The 18,030-nt window shown below is 40.3% G+C and carries 16 protein-coding genes and 1 other annotated feature; all 16 genes read right to left on the bottom strand.

Translation table 11 applies throughout. The annotated features are described in order from the left end of the window. Window positions 1-11: 11 nt before the first annotated feature. On the bottom strand, window positions 12-638 hold the full coding sequence (rplC, locus tag AC2TFD_RS00840) for a 50S ribosomal protein L3 (protein WP_335513307.1): 627 nt from the start codon (window positions 636-638) through the stop codon (window positions 12-14). A gap of 40 nt (window positions 639-678) precedes the next feature. Then, window positions 679-987: a 30S ribosomal protein S10 gene (gene rpsJ, locus AC2TFD_RS00835; protein ID WP_335513305.1), complete on the bottom strand. Its 309-nt coding sequence runs from the start codon at window positions 985-987 to the stop codon at window positions 679-681. Between the two features lie 379 nt (window positions 988-1,366). After that, window positions 1,367-2,554: an elongation factor Tu gene (gene tuf, locus AC2TFD_RS00830; RefSeq protein WP_335513303.1), complete on the bottom strand. Its 1,188-nt coding sequence runs from the start codon at window positions 2,552-2,554 to the stop codon at window positions 1,367-1,369. Window positions 2,555-2,680: 126 nt separating this feature from the next. Then, a complete protein-coding gene (gene fusA, locus AC2TFD_RS00825; RefSeq protein ID WP_335513301.1) occupies window positions 2,681-4,762 on the bottom strand; it encodes an elongation factor G in 2,082 nt (693 codons plus the stop codon). A 48-nt stretch (window positions 4,763-4,810) separates the two neighbouring features. Beyond that, entirely contained in the window at window positions 4,811-5,281 is a 471-nt protein-coding gene (gene rpsG / locus AC2TFD_RS00820; protein ID WP_335513299.1) for a 30S ribosomal protein S7, read from the bottom strand. A gap of 41 nt (window positions 5,282-5,322) precedes the next feature. After that, on the bottom strand, window positions 5,323-5,745 hold the full coding sequence (gene rpsL / locus AC2TFD_RS00815; RefSeq protein WP_335513385.1) for a 30S ribosomal protein S12: 423 nt from the start codon (window positions 5,743-5,745) through the stop codon (window positions 5,323-5,325). Window positions 5,746-5,848: 103 nt separating this feature from the next. Further along, window positions 5,849-6,097 (bottom strand): 50S ribosomal protein L7ae-like protein, encoded by a 249-nt coding sequence (locus AC2TFD_RS00810; RefSeq protein ID WP_335513297.1) that lies wholly within the window; start codon window positions 6,095-6,097, stop codon window positions 5,849-5,851. Window positions 6,098-6,243: 146 nt separating this feature from the next. After that, the gene (gene rpoC / locus AC2TFD_RS00805) at window positions 6,244-9,843 is read right to left on the bottom strand and encodes a DNA-directed RNA polymerase subunit beta' (RefSeq protein WP_335513294.1); all 3,600 of its coding nucleotides are present in this window, start codon (window positions 9,841-9,843) and stop codon (window positions 6,244-6,246) included. A gap of 74 nt (window positions 9,844-9,917) precedes the next feature. Beyond that, the gene (rpoB, locus tag AC2TFD_RS00800; protein ID WP_335513291.1) at window positions 9,918-13,478 is read right to left on the bottom strand and encodes a DNA-directed RNA polymerase subunit beta; all 3,561 of its coding nucleotides are present in this window, start codon (window positions 13,476-13,478) and stop codon (window positions 9,918-9,920) included. A 259-nt stretch (window positions 13,479-13,737) separates the two neighbouring features. Next, window positions 13,738-14,337 carry a class I SAM-dependent methyltransferase gene (locus AC2TFD_RS00795; RefSeq protein ID WP_335513289.1) on the bottom strand — a complete coding sequence of 200 codons (600 nt, stop codon included), beginning with the start codon at window positions 14,335-14,337 and terminating at the stop codon, window positions 13,738-13,740. Between the two features lie 100 nt (window positions 14,338-14,437). Then, window positions 14,438-14,800: a 50S ribosomal protein L7/L12 gene (gene rplL, locus AC2TFD_RS00790; RefSeq protein ID WP_335513287.1), complete on the bottom strand. Its 363-nt coding sequence runs from the start codon at window positions 14,798-14,800 to the stop codon at window positions 14,438-14,440. Between the two features lie 76 nt (window positions 14,801-14,876). Next, the gene (rplJ, locus tag AC2TFD_RS00785; RefSeq protein ID WP_335513285.1) at window positions 14,877-15,377 is read right to left on the bottom strand and encodes a 50S ribosomal protein L10; all 501 of its coding nucleotides are present in this window, start codon (window positions 15,375-15,377) and stop codon (window positions 14,877-14,879) included. Between the two features lie 33 nt (window positions 15,378-15,410). Beyond that, window positions 15,411-15,557: a sequence feature (ribosomal protein L10 leader region), on the bottom strand. Window positions 15,558-15,611: 54 nt separating this feature from the next. Next, window positions 15,612-16,310: a 50S ribosomal protein L1 gene (gene rplA, locus AC2TFD_RS00780; RefSeq protein WP_335513283.1), complete on the bottom strand. Its 699-nt coding sequence runs from the start codon at window positions 16,308-16,310 to the stop codon at window positions 15,612-15,614. 104 nt (window positions 16,311-16,414) lie between these two features. Then, complete coding sequence (gene rplK, locus AC2TFD_RS00775) at window positions 16,415-16,840, bottom strand: 50S ribosomal protein L11 (protein ID WP_139185721.1); 426 nt, start codon at window positions 16,838-16,840, stop codon at window positions 16,415-16,417. A 176-nt stretch (window positions 16,841-17,016) separates the two neighbouring features. Then, entirely contained in the window at window positions 17,017-17,550 is a 534-nt protein-coding gene (nusG, locus tag AC2TFD_RS00770) for a transcription termination/antitermination protein NusG (RefSeq protein ID WP_335513281.1), read from the bottom strand. Between the two features lie 288 nt (window positions 17,551-17,838). Next, a complete protein-coding gene (gene secE, locus AC2TFD_RS00765) occupies window positions 17,839-18,021 on the bottom strand; it encodes a preprotein translocase subunit SecE (RefSeq protein ID WP_335513279.1) in 183 nt (60 codons plus the stop codon). Window positions 18,022-18,030 lie beyond the last annotated feature (9 nt).

The following is an 18,030-nucleotide window of genomic DNA, read 5'->3' as shown; positions in this document are numbered from 1 at the left end:
ATATGAAGATATTACGCTTTAACCGCACTTTTGATTTTTAATAATGCTTTTCTAGGTCCAGGAACATTCCCTTTGACTAAGATCAGGTTACGTTCAACATCAACCTTTACAATTTCAAGATTTTGAACTGTAATTTGTTCCCCACCCATACGTCCAGGTAATAATTTACCTTTGAATACACGGTTTGGAGCAACAGGTCCCATTGAACCAGGGCGACGGTGATAACGTGAACCGTGTGCCATTGGGCCGCGAGATTGTCCATGACGCTTGATTGAGCCTTGGAAACCTTTACCCTTTGAGATTCCTGTTACATCTACTAAATCGCCTGCAGCGAAAATATCAACTTTGACTTCTTGACCAACTTCATATCCTGTTACGTCAACTCCGCGGAATTCGCGAACGAAGCGCTTAGGAGCAGTATTCGCCTTGCTAACGTGGCCCTTTTCAGGTTTGTTCGATAACTTCTCACGCTTATCTTCAAATCCAACTTGAACAGCTTCGTAACCGTCGCTTTCAACTGTTTTCTTTTGAAGTACTACGTTTTGAGCAGCCTCTACAACAGTAACCGGAATTAAGTTGCCGTTTTCTGCAAATACTTGAGTCATACCAATCTTTCTTCCTAAGATTCCTTTGGTCATTTAAGTCACACCTCCTAGAGAATTTGTTTATTTATTTTTACTAAAGTTTAATTTCGATATCAACACCAGATGGTAAATCTAAACGCATTAACGCATCAACTGTTTGTGGAGTTGGGTTAACGATGTCGATTAGACGCTTATGTGTTCTCATTTCGAACTGTTCACGAGAATCTTTATACTTATGCACCGCACGAAGGACCGTGTATATCGCCTTCTCAGTTGGAAGTGGAATCGGACCAGAAACTGCTGCACCTGAACGTTTTGCTGTTTCAACGATCTTTTCTGCAGATTGATCAAGAATTCTGTGATCATAAGCTTTTAAACGAATACGAATCTTTTGTTTTGCCATTATTTTCCCTCCTTTATTCGCCTATTTTAAAAATAGACATTTCTCAGTGGAAATTTCCCACACACTCGCCATGGCAAAGCGGCCGGGTGTGTCAGCAACCTTCCACATCATCGCAGTCAAAGACCAACATTGTCTATTATACATAAAACATTAGGCTAACGCAACTTTTTTTTACAATTTCTTTTTGAATACGTTCAGCACACTTTTATTATTATAACGACCAGTATAGACATTTTCAATAGAAATTATCAATCTCCAGAAATAACCTAATATAACGCTTTATTATTTGAAAATGTAACGAGCTTTATATATAGAAGAAACTCGTTTTTCGCATAAAAAAACAGCTGGATCGTCATCCAGCTGATTCTTATATTACTGATTACTCAGTGATAGTTGTGATTGAACCTGAACCTACAGTACGTCCACCTTCACGAATTGAGAACTTAGTTCCTTCTTCGATCGCAACTGGAGCGATAAGCTCAACAGTCATTTCGATGTGGTCGCCAGGCATAACCATTTCTACGCCTTCTGGAAGATTACAAATACCAGTAATATCAGAAGTACGGAAATAGAATTGTGGGCGATAGTTTGTGAAGAATGGAGTGTGACGTCCACCTTCTTCTTTTGATAATACGTAAACTTGTGCTTTAAACTTTGTGTGTGGAGTGATTGATTTTGGCTTAGCCAAAACTTGTCCACGCTCGATGTCATCACGAGCTACACCACGAAGTAATGCACCAATGTTGTCTCCAGCTTCAGCGAAATCAAGAAGCTTACGGAACATTTCTACACCAGTTACAGTAGTAGATTTTGGCTCTTCAGTGAAACCAACGATTTCGACTACGTCACCAACTTTAACTACACCACGCTCTACACGTCCTGTAGCAACAGTTCCACGACCAGTGATTGAGAATACGTCCTCAACTGGCATCATGAAAGGCTTGTCAGTGTCACGAGTTGGGTTTGGAATGTACTCATCAACAGCTGCCATTAACTCAAGAACTTTTTCTTCCCATGCTGCATCGCCTTCTAAAGCTTTAAGAGCAGAACCTTTGATAACTGGAGTGTCATCGCCAGGGAAGTCGTATTCTGATAATAGATCACGAATTTCCATTTCTACTAATTCAAGAAGTTCTTCGTCATCAACCATGTCACACTTGTTCATGAATACAACAAGGTAAGGAACACCTACTTGACGAGAAAGAAGAATGTGCTCACGAGTTTGTGGCATTGGGCCGTCAGCTGCAGAAACTACTAGGATACCGCCGTCCATTTGCGCAGCACCAGTGATCATGTTTTTAACATAGTCAGCGTGTCCTGGGCAGTCAACGTGTGCATAGTGACGGTTAGCAGTTTCATACTCTACGTGAGAAGTAGAGATTGTGATTCCACGCTCTTTTTCTTCTGGAGCGTTATCAATTTGGTCATATCCTCTTGCTTCACCGCCACCTGCTTTTGCAAGTACAGTAGTGATAGCTGCAGTTAAAGTTGTTTTACCGTGGTCAACGTGACCAATTGTACCAATATTTACGTGTGGCTTTGAACGGTCGAATTTAGCTTTACCCATTAGGAAAATCCTCCTTTAATATAAAAAAATTAAGTATATTTTATGGAAACTGTAAATTGATGGTCTCAAATTAACAGTTTCCACGGTTACATAAGTAGTTATACTTTATTAAAAGGTGAAAATCAATTATTCACCTTTATTTTTTTTGATAATTTCTTCAGCAACTGATTTTGGTACTTCTTCATAGTGATCAAAGTGCATAGAGAATACTCCACGACCTTGTGTGCTTGAACGAAGTGATGTTGCATATCCGAACATTTCTGAAAGTGGAACTTGAGCACGAACTACTTGTGCGTTACCACGTGCTTCCATGCCCTCTACACGACCACGGCGTGCAGTGATTTGACCCATAATGTCTCCTAGATATTCTTCAGGCATTACTACTTCAACCCTCATCATAGGCTCAAGGATTACAGGCTGACACTTAGAAGCAGCATTTTTAAGAGCCATTGAAGCAGCAATCTTAAACGCCATTTCAGAGGAGTCAACATCATGGTAAGATCCATCGAATAATCTTGCTTTAATATCAACTAATGGATATCCAGCAAGAACACCACGTTTTAGAGCATCTTCAAGTCCAGCTTGAACTGGAGCAATGTATTCACGAGGAACAACACCACCGACAATACCGTTTTCAAATTCAAATCCTTTTCCTTCTTCGTTAGGTGAGAATTCGATCCAAACGTGACCGTATTGTCCACGACCACCAGATTGACGCGCAAATTTACCTTCAACTTGTGCAGAAGCACGGAAAGTTTCACGATAAGCAACCTGAGGTGCACCAACATTAGCCTCTACTTTAAACTCACGACGCATACGGTCTACTAGAATATCAAGGTGAAGTTCACCCATACCAGCGATGATAACTTGTCCAGTTTCCACGTCAGTGTGCGCGCGGAATGTTGGATCTTCTTCTTGAAGTTTTTGTAGTGCAGTTGTCATTTTGTCTTGATCGGCTTTTGATTTTGGTTCAACAGAAAGCTGGATTACTGGTTCAGGGAAGTTCATTGACTCTAAGATAACAAGATTTTTCTCGTCACAAAGAGTGTCACCAGTAGTTGTATCTTTTAGTCCTACAGCAGCAGCAATGTCACCAGCATAAACCTTAGAGATTTCTTGACGGCTGTTTGCGTGCATTTGCAGGATACGTCCAATACGTTCACGCTTTCCTTTAGTAGAGTTCTGAACATATGATCCAGAATCTAAAGTACCAGAATAAACACGGAAGAACGTTAATTTACCAACATAAGGATCAGTCATTACTTTAAAAGCAAGGGCTGAGAATGGCTCTTCATCACTTGAATGACGTTCAATCAATTCTTCTTCATCATCAACAGCATGACCTTTGATTGCCGGTACATCTGTTGGAGCCGGAAGATAGTCAATTGCTGCATCAAGCATCTTTTGAACACCTTTGTTTTTAAATGCAGTTCCACACAATACCGGATAGAACTCAACGTTAATAGTACCTTTACGAATTGCTGCTTTTAGCTCTTCTTTGGTGATTTCTTCTCCACCAAGATACTTTTCCATTAATTCTTCGTCTAATTCAGCTACTGCTTCAATTAACTTTTCACGGTATTCTTCGGCTTGTGCCTTAAATTCTTCAGGAATTTCTATTTCTTCCATGTCTGTCCCAAGATCATTATTGTACATTGTAGCGTTCATTTCAACTAAATCAATGATGCCTCTGAACTGATCTTCTGCACCGATTGGTAATTGAATCGCTGCTGCATTTGCTTGTAAACGGTCATGAAGTGTAGAAATTGAATATAAGAAATCCGCACCGATTTTATCCATTTTATTAACAAAAACAATACGTGGTACGCCATATGTTGTAGCTTGACGCCAAACCGTTTCAGTTTGTGGTTCAACTCCGGATTGTGCATCAAGCACAGTAACAGCACCATCAAGTACACGCAATGAACGTTCAACTTCAACTGTGAAGTCTACGTGTCCTGGAGTATCGATGATATTAACGCGGTGTCCTTTCCATTGTGCAGTTGTGGCTGCAGATGTAATGGTGATTCCGCGTTCCTGCTCTTGCTCCATCCAGTCCATCTGTGCTCCACCCTCGTGTGTTTCACCGATTTTGTGGATTTTACCAGTATAGTAAAGGATACGCTCAGTTGTTGTCGTTTTACCAGCATCAATATGAGCCATGATACCGATATTACGTGTTTTTTCTAAGGAGAACTCTCTTGCCATTGGGTCTTTCTCCTTCCTAGTATGAAAGATTTTATGATTAATGTAATTCTACCAACGATAGTGAGCAAACGCCTTGTTTGCTTCAGCCATTTTGTGTGTATCTTCACGCTTCTTAACAGATGCACCAGTGCTATTAGCAGCATCCATAATTTCATTCGCTAAACGCTCTTCCATGGTTTTTTCACCGCGAAGACGAGCATAGTTTACTAACCAGCGAAGACCAAGAGTTGTTCGGCGATCAGGGCGCACCTCAACTGGTACTTGGTAGTTCGCACCACCTACACGGCGTGCTCTTACCTCAAGTACTGGCATGATATTCTTCATTGCTGCTTCAAAAACTTCCATCGGCTCTTTACCAGAGCGTTCACGGATTGTTTCAAATGCAGAATATAGAATTTCTTGTGATTTACCTCTTTTACCGTCAACCATCATTTTATTGATTAGACGAGTAACTAATTTAGAATTGTAAAGTGGATCTGGTAACACGTCTCTTTTTGCTACAGGACCTTTACGTGGCATTTAATTTCCTCCTTTCAAACGAGCTTTCTATTTAATCTGAATTACTTCTTAGCTGCTTTCGGTCTCTTCGTACCATATTTTGAACGACTTTGCATACGGTTGTTAACGCCAGCCGTATCTAGTGCACCACGTACGATGTGATAACGTACCCCTGGTAAGTCTTTTACACGTCCTCCACGGATAAGAACAACACTGTGCTCTTGAAGGTTGTGGCCGATACCAGGAATGTAAGCAGTCACCTCGATACCGTTAGTCAAACGTACACGTGCATATTTACGTAACGCTGAGTTCGGTTTCTTTGGAGTCATTGTACCAACACGAGTACATACTCCTCTTTTCTGTGGTGAAGTTACATTTGTTTGTGATTTCTTAAAGCTGTTGTAACCTTTATTTAGCGCAGGTGATTTTGATTTCTCAGTCATTGCCTGACGCGGCTTGCGCACTAATTGATTAATAGTAGGCATGTTTTGTTTCCTCCCTTCATTATTTCTAAGTCCACACATCCAGGTGGTTCATTTTTGTGCAAAAACAAAGTCTTTGCAGACCATCTATCTACAAAAACAGTTTTTAACGGATAATTACTACAGTTGAAGCACCAACTTCTATTCCACATGCTTTCCCGAGTTTTTTCATCGAGTCAACATAGATAATCGGGATATTCACATCTTGAGCTAGTTTTACTACAGCAGCTGTAACCTTCGTATCGGCGTCAGTTGCTATGATTAACTCACTTGCTGTTCCATCCTTTAGTGCTTTTACTGTTTGTTTCGTTCCTATAACAATCTTATTAGCCTGTAATACTTTTTCATAAGACATATTACGATATCCTCCAAAGTATCAGGTGAATAGGAGCACCTTTGATATAGTACCATTTTCTATAATTTATGTCAAATAGATATTTGAATTATTTTTCATAAAATGCGGCACTTGCTTTGAAGCAAGTACCGCTAATTTTATTTTGCTTAGTCTACCAACATTGTTTCTTCAGATGTCGTATCTCTTAAAACTGGCTCTGCCTTACGGTATCTTTGCATACCTGTTCCAGCAGGAACGAGTTTACCGATAATAACATTTTCTTTTAAGCCGAGTAATTCATCCCGCTTGCCCTTGATTGCTGCATCTGTAAGAACTCGAGTAGTTTCTTGGAAAGATGCGGCAGACAAGAATGAGTCTGTTTCAAGGGATGCTTTTGTAATACCTAGCAATACTGGACGTCCAGTGGCAGGCAGTTTCCCGCTTAACAATGCTTTTTCATTTGCATCTGTGAATTGGTGAATGTCAAGAAGTGTACCTGGAAGTACATCTGTTTCACCAGCATCACTTACACGAACTTTACGCATCATCTGACGAACCATTACCTCTACGTGTTTATCGCCGATCTCAACGCCCTGCATACGATAAACTTTTTGAACTTCACGCAGTAAGTACTCTTGAACAGCTGTTACATCTTTTACCTTAATTAACTCTTTAGGATCGATAGAACCTTCTGTTAGTTCCTGACCACGCCCTATTTGGTCATTTACAGCAACCTTCAGACGAGCTGTATACGGAGCATTATAAGTACGTGATTCAATTTCACCTTGAACAATGATCTCATGCTGACGGTCACGGCCTTCGTTAATGCCGACAACCACACCATCAATTTCGGAAATGACTGCTTGACCTTTAGGATTACGCGCTTCAAATATTTCTTGAATACGTGGTAAACCTTGCGTGATATCGTCACCTGCAACCCCGCCCGTATGGAATGTACGCATTGTTAACTGTGTACCAGGTTCACCAATTGATTGGGCTGCAATAATACCAACTGCTTCCCCAACTTCAACTTCTTGACCTGTAGCTAAGTTACGGCCATAACACTTCTTACATACACCATGACGTGTATTACACGTAAAGGCAGAACGAATTTTCACTTCTTCAATTCCCACACCAACAATTGTTTCAGCAAGATCTTCTGTTATTAGTCCATTTTCAGGAACAATAACTTCTTTTGTTTCAGGATGTCTGATTGGATTACGTGCATAACGTCCAATTAAACGTTCATCCAAGCCCTCAATAACCTCGGTACCATCCTTTAATGAACGGATTAACAAACCACGGTCAGTTCCACAATCATCTTCACGGACAATTACATCTTGTGCAACGTCAACTAGACGACGTGTTAAGTAACCTGAGTCAGCAGTTTTTAAGGCAGTATCGGCAAGACCTTTACGCGCACCGTGTGTAGAGATAAAGTACTCTAATACTGTCAGACCTTCTCGGAAACTTGACTTGATTGGTAATTCGATAATACGTCCAGCCGGGTTGGCCATCAGTCCACGCATACCTGCTAACTGGGTGAAGTTTGATGCGTTACCACGGGCTCCGGAATCACTCATCATGAAAATCGGATTTGTTTTATTTAAGGATTTCATCAGTTTTCCTTGAATGGTATCCTTAGCAGCACTCCAAATGGCAATAACACGATCATAACGTTCGTCTTCCGTAATTAATCCACGACGGAACTGCTTCATAACATTATCAACTTTATTTTGAGCCTCTTGAAGAATTTCCTGCTTTTCAGGTAATACCACGATATCGGCAACACCAACGGTAATCCCTGCTTTTGTAGAATATTTAAATCCTAAGTCCTTCATACGGTCTAGCATTTTAGACGTTTCAGTAATTTTGAATCGCTTAAATACTTCGGCAATGATGTTACCAAGGATTTTCTTTTTAAATGGATCAACTAAAGGCATTTCCTTAATTCTAGCTGGAACATCTTCACCTTTTTCAACAAAGTACTTTGCTGGTGTTTCAACTTCTAAGTTATGTCTAGTTGGCTCATTGATATATGGGAATGATTTTGGCAGAATTTCATTGAAAATAAGTTTCCCCACAGTTGTGATAAGTAACTTATTATTCTGTTCTTCTGTCAATGTTTCATTTCCTAATGAACCAGCATGGACAGCAACACGGGTGTGCAGATGTACATAGCCATTTTGATAAGCAATTAATGCTTCATTCGTATCTTTAAAAATCATACCCTCTCCGACAGCAGCTTCTCTTTCAAGTGTTAGATAATAGTTACCTAGTACCATATCCTGAGAAGGTGTAACTACTGGCTTACCGTCTTTAGGGTTCAAGATGTTTTGAGCTGCCAGCATTAGAAGTCTAGCTTCTGCTTGCGCTTCAGATGAAAGTGGAACGTGAACAGCCATTTGGTCACCATCAAAATCCGCATTATATGCAGTACATACGAGCGGGTGAAGGCGAATTGCTCTTCCTTCAACAAGTGTTGGTTCAAATGCCTGAATTCCTAGTCTATGAAGTGTTGGAGCACGATTAAGTAAAACCGGGTGCTCGCGAATAACATCTTCTAATACATCCCAAACTTCAGGAGAAACTCTTTCAATCTTACGTTTTGCAGATTTAATATTATGAGCTAAACCTTTTTCAACTAGTTCCTTCATAACGAAAGGCTTAAATAACTCTAGAGCCATTTCTTTCGGCAGACCGCATTGGTACATTTTTAAGTTCGGACCAACAACAATAACAGAACGACCTGAATAGTCAACACGTTTTCCAAGTAAGTTTTGACGGAAACGTCCTTGCTTCCCTTTTAACATATGGGAAAGTGATTTTAACGGACGGTTACCCGGACCGGTTACCGGACGACCACGACGGCCGTTATCAATTAAAGCATCAACTGCTTCTTGAAGCATTCGTTTTTCGTTTTGAACGATGATACTCGGTGCACCAAGGTCCAAAAGACGCTTTAAACGATTATTCCGATTGATTACACGGCGATAAAGATCATTTAAGTCAGATGTTGCAAATCTTCCGCCATCAAGCTGTACCATTGGACGAAGCTCAGGAGGAATAACAGGAAGAACATCAAGAACCATCCATGATGGCTCATTACCAGAATTACGGAATGCTTCCAACACTTCTAAACGCTTAATAGCACGTGTACGACGCTGCCCTTGAGCTGATTTTAGTTCTTCTTTTAATGCATCAACCTCTTTATTTAAATCGATATCAGATAGAAGCTTTTTAATCGCTTCCGCACCCATCGCAGCTTGGAACTTATTGCTGTACTTCTCGCGATAAGCTCGGTATTCCTTTTCTGATAAAAGTTGTTTCTTATCAAGAGCTGTATCTCCTGATTCCGTAACAACATAAGAGGCAAAATAAATAATTTCCTCTAAAGCTCTAGGAGACATATCTAAAACAAGCCCCATACGACTAGGGATGCCTTTAAAATACCAAATATGAGAGACAGGAGCTGCCAGCTCAATATGCCCCATTCGTTCACGACGTACCTTTGCACGTGTTACTTCAACACCACATCGGTCACATACAACACCTTTATAACGGACACGTTTATACTTTCCGCAATGACATTCCCAGTCCTTCGTCGGACCAAAAATCCTCTCACAGAATAAACCATCCTTTTCAGGCTTTAATGTACGATAATTAATCGTTTCTGGTTTTTTTACTTCTCCAAAAGACCAAGAACGAATTTTATCAGGTGAAGCCAAACCAATCTTCATATACTCAAAATTATTTACATCAAGCAAGGGGCCTACCTCCCTTTCTATCTTTAGGAAACAACCTTAGCTAAAAGCACAGCTAGGCGCTTTTAGCTTAAGTCTTATTCCTTTGAACCGACCTTTTCTGATTCAAATGCTGCTGCATCTGGTACGATGTTTAATGTGTCAACTTGCTGTAAGTCATCTTCATCTTCCGTATCACGCATTTCAATTTCTTTTTCATCACCTGATAGGATTTTTACGTCCAAACCAAGACTCTGAAGTTCTTTTATTAATACTTTGAAGGATTCAGGAACACCTGGCTCCGGTACATTCTCACCTTTTACAATTGCCTCATACGTTTTTACACGACCTACAACGTCATCTGATTTTACTGTCAGAATTTCTTGTAGTGTATAGGCTGCACCGTATGCTTCCAGTGCCCAAACCTCCATCTCACCGAAGCGCTGACCGCCAAACTGAGCTTTACCGCCAAGTGGCTGCTGCGTTACAAGTGAGTATGGTCCAGTTGAACGGGCATGAAGCTTATCATCAACCATGTGAGCAAGTTTAATCATATACATAACACCAACAGACACACGGTTATCAAATGGTTCACCGGTACGTCCATCATATAAAACAGTTTTTGCATCGCTGGCCATTCCAGCTTCTTCAATCGTGCTCCAAACATCATCTTCCGTTGCACCATCAAATACCGGTGATGCTACATGAATTCCGAGTGCTCTGGCAGCCATACCTAAATGGAGCTCAAGCACCTGTCCGATGTTCATACGTGAAGGAACACCTAACGGATTCAACATAATATCGACTGGGGTACCATCTGGTAAATACGGCATATCTTCTTCTGGCAATATCCGTGAGATAACCCCTTTGTTACCATGACGGCCCGCCATTTTATCTCCTTCATGGATCTTACGTTTTTGAACGATATAGACACGGACAAGCTGGTTTACGCCCGGTGGAAGTTCATCGCCATCTTCGCGGTTAAATACTTTAACATCAAGGACAATACCGCCTCCGCCATGCGGAACTCTTAAGGAAGTATCGCGAACTTCACGTGCTTTTTCTCCAAAGATTGCATGCAATAGGCGTTCTTCAGCAGTAAGTTCTGTAACACCCTTAGGAGTTACTTTACCAACTAGCAAGTCACCATCTTTTACCTCAGCACCCGTACGAATAATTCCACGCTCATCCAAATTACGAAGGGCATCTTCTCCTACATTTGGAATGTCACGGGTAATTTCTTCTGGTCCAAGCTTTGTATCACGAGATTCTGATTCATATTCTTCAATATGAATAGAAGTATAAACATCATCTTTTACAAGGCGTTCGCTCATGATGATCGCATCTTCATAGTTGTAACCATCCCAGTTAACGAAGCCAACTAATACGTTACGGCCTAGTGCTAATTCACCTAGTTCCATTGAAGGACCATCAGCTAGAATCTCGCCTTTTGTTACGCGGTTACCCACCGCAACAATTGGGCGTTGATTGTAACAGGTTCCCTGATTAGAACGGATGAATTTTAACATTTTATATTTATCAAGGTCACCTTTTACTTCTTGACCATCGACTGTGTTGATACGACGAACCCAAACCTCACGTGCCTCAACATGCTCAACGATACCCTCATGCTTACAGATTACTGCAGCACCTGAGTCTTTACCGGATACATATTCCATTCCTGTACCCACTCGCGGTGCTTCGGGTTGTAATAAAGGTACTGCTTGACGCTGCATGTTCGCACCCATCAGTGCACGGTTAGAGTCATCGTTTTCAAGGAACGGAATACACGCAGTTGCAGCAGAAACAACCTGTTTAGGTGATACATCCATATAGTCGATACGATCACGTTTTACAACTGTGTTTTCACCACGGAAACGAGCCACAACATCTTCATCTAGGAAGGTACCATCATCACCAAGACGGGAGTTCGCCTGAGCCACAACATAGTTATCCTCTTCATCTGCGGTTAAGTAATCAATTCGGCTTGTAACCTTCCCAGTATCCGGATCTATCCGGCGGTATGGAGTTTCAATAAATCCAAAACGATTCACCTTAGCAAATGATGATAACGAGTTAATTAAACCAATGTTCGGTCCCTCTGGCGTTTCAATCGGACACATGCGGCCATAGTGGGAATAGTGAACGTCACGAACTTCAAATCCAGCACGTTCACGTGTTAATCCACCAGGTCCCAATGCAGATAAACGACGCTTATGAGTTAATTCAGCAAGCGGATTCGTTTGGTCCATGAATTGCGATAACTGAGAACTTCCGAAGAACTCTTTTATTGATGCAATGACAGGACGAATATTGATTAGCTGCTGCGGTGTAATCGTAGCAGTGTCTTGAATCGACATTCTCTCACGTACAACACGTTCCATACGAGACAAACCAATTCGGAACTGGTTTTGAAGTAATTCACCAACAGAACGAAGACGTCTGTTTCCTAAGTGGTCAATGTCATCCGTGTCACCAACACCATGTAATAAGTTAAAGAAGTAACTGATAGAAGCAATGATATCAGCCGGTGTAATATTCTTTATTGGTTCTGCAACATAGGCATTTCCTAGTACGTTGATTACTTTTTCACCGTCGTCATTTGGCGCATAGATTTTAATACCTTGAAGAGTAATTTCATCTTCCACTACACCGCCAACAGGATTAAAGCCTTTGAAGTTAACATTCTTTTCAAGAGCAGGAATGATTCGATCAAGGTTTCTACGGTCTAAAAGCGTACCTTTTTCTGCAATAATTTCACCTGTCTCAGGATCAACAAGAGATTCAGCCAAACGTTGGTTAAATAAACGATTTTTAATATGAAGCTTTTTGTTGATTTTATAACGACCTACATTTGCAAGGTCATATCTTTTTGGATCAAAAAATCTTGAAACCAATAGACTTTTTGCGTTTTCTACTGTTGGAGGCTCACCCGGGCGCAGACGCTCGTAGATTTCTAGAAGCGCTTTTTCTACTCCCTCCGTGTTATCCTTTTCAAGAGTATTTCGGATGTACTCATTGTCTCCAATCAATTCAATGATTTCTTGATCAGAGCCGAACCCAAGTGCACGCAAAAGAACCGTAACGGGCAGTTTCCGAGTACGATCTATTCTGACATAGACGACATCTTTGGCGTCTGTTTCATATTCAAGCCAAGCGCCGCGGTTCGGAATGACTGTAGCTGTAAACCCTTTTTTACCGTTTTTATCAAGTTTTCCACTAAAATATACGCTCGGTGAACGTACTAACTGAGAAACGATAACACGTTCTGCCCCGTTAATGACAAACGTTCCCGTTTCTGTCATGAGTGGAAAATCACCCATAAATACATCCTGGTCTTTTACTTCGCCTGTTTCTTTGTTTACAAGACGTACTTTAACACGCAATGGTGCAGAATATGTAACGTCCCGCTCTTTCGATTCCGCAACTGAATACTTCGGTTCGCCAAGGCTGTAATCAATAAAATCTAGTGATAGGTTACCAGTAAAGTCTTCAATCGGTGAAATATCCTGGAACATTTCACGCAAACCCTCATCAAGAAACCATTGATAAGAAGAGGTTTGGATTTCAATTAGATTTGGTAATTCTAAAACTTCACTGATTCGTGCGTAACTCCTTCGTTGGCGGTGTCGTCCATACTGAACTAGTTGACCTGTCAACTGATTCACCCCTCAAATCAAGCGTTTTTTAAAAATATATTTTGGTCCTCTTCAGAAACTAAATAGCTTCTTCATTGGACAAAAAAGAAAAAGGGTTTTTATGTATCAAAAACCACATTTTCACATTTTGACTATTATTTTGTCATCATTTCCGTCTGAAACACATTTTATACTAATAAAATAAGTATTTTCAGGAATAAATCGGAAATTATTATGATGGCATTTTATAATGCTAACACACTTGACAAATTCAAGTCAACTATTTTTCAGCCTTAATAATAAAATAACCCTTAGACTTGTCAATAGTATCTACTGTGTTAAATTGTTCTTTTAATTTTTCAATCGCTGATGGCGCACCTTGCTTTTTCTGAATTACAACCCAAAGCTCACCACCGGTGACTAAATGCTCATAACTCTGTTCAAAAATAGCGTGTACCGTCTTTTTACCTGCTCTAATAGGCGGGTTTGTTAAAATAGCAGCAAAGTTATATTCCCTTACACTTTTCAAGGTATCACTTTCGTAAATTTCAACATTCTGTACAGAATTTTGTTCAGCATTAGCCTTTGCCAGTTCAATCGCTCGTTCGTTTACATCAATCATATGTACACGACGTTCTGGATAATGTTTTGCAATCGAAAGACCGATTGGTCCGTATCCGCAGCCTACATCTAAAACTGGCCCTTCCACGGCAGGTACTTCAAACGCTTCTATTAATAAGCGGGAACCAAAGTCTACTTCCTTTTTTGAAAATACGCCGTTATCTGTTTTAAAACGAAATAACTTATTCTTTAAGGTAAAGTCCCAATATTTCGGTTCACTTTCAACCTTTTGGGTACGAGAATAGTAATGTTCAGACATATAGCTCACCTCCTGAGGAGTGTAAATGAATGAGGTAACCAGAGGGAAAAAATCTATCTAAAAAAAGCTCGCTTATACAGCGAGCTTTTCTATAAGGTTATTACTTAACTTCAACGTTAGCTCCAACTTCAGCAAGTTTAGCTTTAATTTCTTCAGCTTCTTCTTTAGACACGCCTTCTTTAACAGGCTTTGGAGTGTTGTCAACAAGATCTTTTGCTTCTTTAAGACCAAGACCTGTGATTTCACGAACAGCTTTGATAACCTTGATTTTTTGATCTCCAGCGCTAGCAAGGATTACATCAAATTCAGTTTGCTCTTCAACAGCAGCAGCACCAGCGCCGCCAGCCATTGCTACAGGAGCAGCAGCAGTTACGCCGAATTCTTCTTCGATAGCTTTTACTAGATCGTTAAGTTCTAAAACAGTCATAGATTTAACCGCTTCAATGATTTGTTCTTTAGTCATTTTAATTTTCCTCCTTAGTTTTCGTTCCGTTATTTGTTAAGCGTTAAGTTTGTCCGGCTTTCGCCTTTCAATCAACTTACGCGCCTTGTTCTTCTTTTTGTTCTGCAACTGCTTTTGTAGCAAGAGCAAGGTTGCGGATTGGAGCTTGTAGTACGCTGAGTAGCATAGAAAGCAAGCCTTCGCGTGAAGGTAGTTCTGCAAGTGCTTTAACATCTTCAACTGTTGCTACGTTGCCTTCGATTACACCAGCTTTAATTTCAAGTGCTTCATGCTTCTTAGCAAAGTCGTTAAGAATTTTTGCAGGTGCTACAACATCTTCTGCGCTGAACGCAATTGCGTTCGGACCAGTTAATGCTGCGTTTAATCCTGAAAGCTCAGCAGCATCTGCTGCACGGCGAGTCATAGAGTTTTTATATACCTTGAAGTCAACACCTGCATCACGAAGCTGCTTACGAAGTTCAGTTAATTCAGCAACAGTTAGTCCGCGGTAGTCAACAACAATTGTTGAAACACTAGCTTGTAACTTAGCTGTGATTTCATCAACGATTTGAATCTTTTGATTGATTGCGCTGCTCATCTTTACACCTCCTGTAGGTTCTCTACATTTATACCAGGCAAAGTAAAGCCTCCATATCAGTTCTCAGACATGGAGGCGCATACGGATAGCCGAAGATTTCAGCCGATTTATCGTATTACCTCGGCAGGAAATTAAGCTCTAATGAGCACCTGCTGTCTTCAGTACAAATGTTTATATTTTAAACAACAAAATAGATTATATAAAATGTATCTATATTTGTCAATTGGTAAAAAATTACTTAGCGTTAGCAGATGAAGGATCAACCTTCACTCCAGGTCCCATTGTTGAAGTAACAGTTACGTTCTTCATATATGTTCCCTTTGCAGCTGCAGGTTTAACTTTTAACATTGTTTCGAATACAGTATTGAAGTTCTCAACAAGTTTTTCGTTTTCGAAAGATGATTTACCGATTGGAACGTGGATATTTCCAGCTTTGTCAACACGGTATTCAACTTTACCTGCTTTGATTTCGCTAATCGCTCTTGTTACATCAAATGTAACTGTACCAGTTTTAGGGTTTGGCATTAAACCTTTTGGTCCTAATGTACGACCAAGCTTACCAACTTCACCCATCATATCAGGTGTAGCTACGATTACATCAAACTCAAACCAACCTTGTTGGATTTTGTTGATGTATTCTGCATCCCCAACATAATCTGCACCAGCAGCTTCTGCTTCTTTCACTTTTTCACCCTTTGCGAATACTAAAACGCGTTGAGTTTTACCAGTTCCATTTGGAAGTACAACTGCACCACGAATTTGTTGGTCCGCTTTCTTAGGGTCTACGCCTAAACGGAAAGCAACTTCTAATGTTGCATCAAATTTAGCAAAGTTTGTCTTCTTTGCAAGTTCAATTGCTTCAGCAACTGGGTAAGCTTTAGTGTTATCAACAAGCTTAGCAGCTTCTAAATACTTCTTACCTTTTTTAGCCATTTTTATTTCCTCCTAGATTGTGGTTTTAACGGAATAACCTCCCACGAATAAAGGTTGCGTAAGTAACGCAACCCCCTTCATTACAACAAAACAGTTTACATGGATTAATCTTCGATTGTGATACCCATGCTGCGTGCAGTACCTTCAACCATGCGCATTGCTGCTTCAACGCTTGCTGCGTTTAGGTCAGGCATTTTCTGTTCCGCAATCTCGCGTACTGTGTTACGCTTAACTGTTGCTACCTTATTACGGTTTGGTTCACCAGAACCAGACTGAATTCCAGCTGCTACTTTCAAAAGAACGGCAGCAGGAGGAGTTTTCGTAATAAATGTAAATGAACGGTCTTCAAACACCGTGATTTCAACAGGAATAATTAATCCAGCTTGATCAGCTGTACGAGCGTTAAATTCCTTACAGAATCCCATGATATTAACACCGGCTTGACCTAGTGCAGGACCAACTGGTGGTGCAGGGTTTGCTTTCCCAGCAGGAATTTGTAATTTAACAACTTTAATTACTTTTTTAGCCACGAGACACACCTCCTTAAAGTCCGTGATGTGGTAATAGGGTTTTACCCTCCCACTCAGGTATCTTTCTTTATATAAAGATAAAGATAAAGATTTTATCAAAAGTCTAGTCTCATTAAGAGACATACTGACCTATGAAATATTACCACTTTTTAAAAGTGATTTCAAGTTTTTTTCAATTATAACTTTTCAATTTGTGTAAATTCTAGTTCTACCGGGGTATCCCGGCCGAACATATTAACAAGAACTTTAAGTTTCGCCTTGTCTTTATCCATCTCTTCAACTGTTCCTGTAAAGTTCGTAAATGGTCCTTCCTTCACCCGAACAGTTTCACCAATTTCATAATTAACATCGATGCGCTTTTCTTCAACACCCATTCTTTTTAAAATAACCTGTACTTCTTCAGGTAGAAGAGGTGTTGGTTTCGAACCCGCTCCGGCAGAGCCAACAAAACCCGTTACACCAGGAGTATTCCGAACTACATACCAAGAATCGTCTGTCATCACGATTTCCACCAGAACATAACCCGGGAATACTTTTCGTTTAACGACTTTCGTTTTACCGTTTTTAATTTCTGTTTCTTCTTCTTCAGGAACGACCACTCTAAAGATTTTATCTGTCATACCCATCGATTCTACACGTTTTTCTAAATTTGCTTTTACTTTATTCTCATAACCTGAGTAAGTATGTAAAACATACCAGTTCTTTTCCATTCAAGAGGACTAAGCGTCCATCCCTCCCCGTACTTTTATAAACACGTTTTTGTCTAGCTTCAGCGCCTAGGGGCTCGGGTCATAAGCCAATCCGTCCAGAAGGTTAAAGAACAACCTTCTAGCCGGCTCGTCTTATGCCTGTCGCCCCTGGGAAAAAATGAACTGCTTTTTTCCTTGGACAAGGCGCTTACGCTTTTCGTTATTTAAACCAAATGAAAAAACCCGTTAAACGGGCTTTGAAAGAAAATTTCCTTTATTATTCACCATTATACCATGAAATACCTTTTGTTATTCAAGAATAACTCGAATCAATTCTGAAATCCCTAAATCTATAACACCAAAGAAAATAGCAAAAAAAGCAACTGTTGTGATAACTGTAATCGTATAGCGTGTTAGTTCTTTCCGTTTTGGCCAACTAACTTTTCTCATTTCACGGAATATATCACTGAAGAAATTCTTTAAGCGTTGCATATCTGTAAC

It is taken from the genome of Neobacillus sp. plas4 (assembly GCF_057221695.1).
This window is presented reverse-complemented; position numbering and strand designations above follow the sequence as displayed.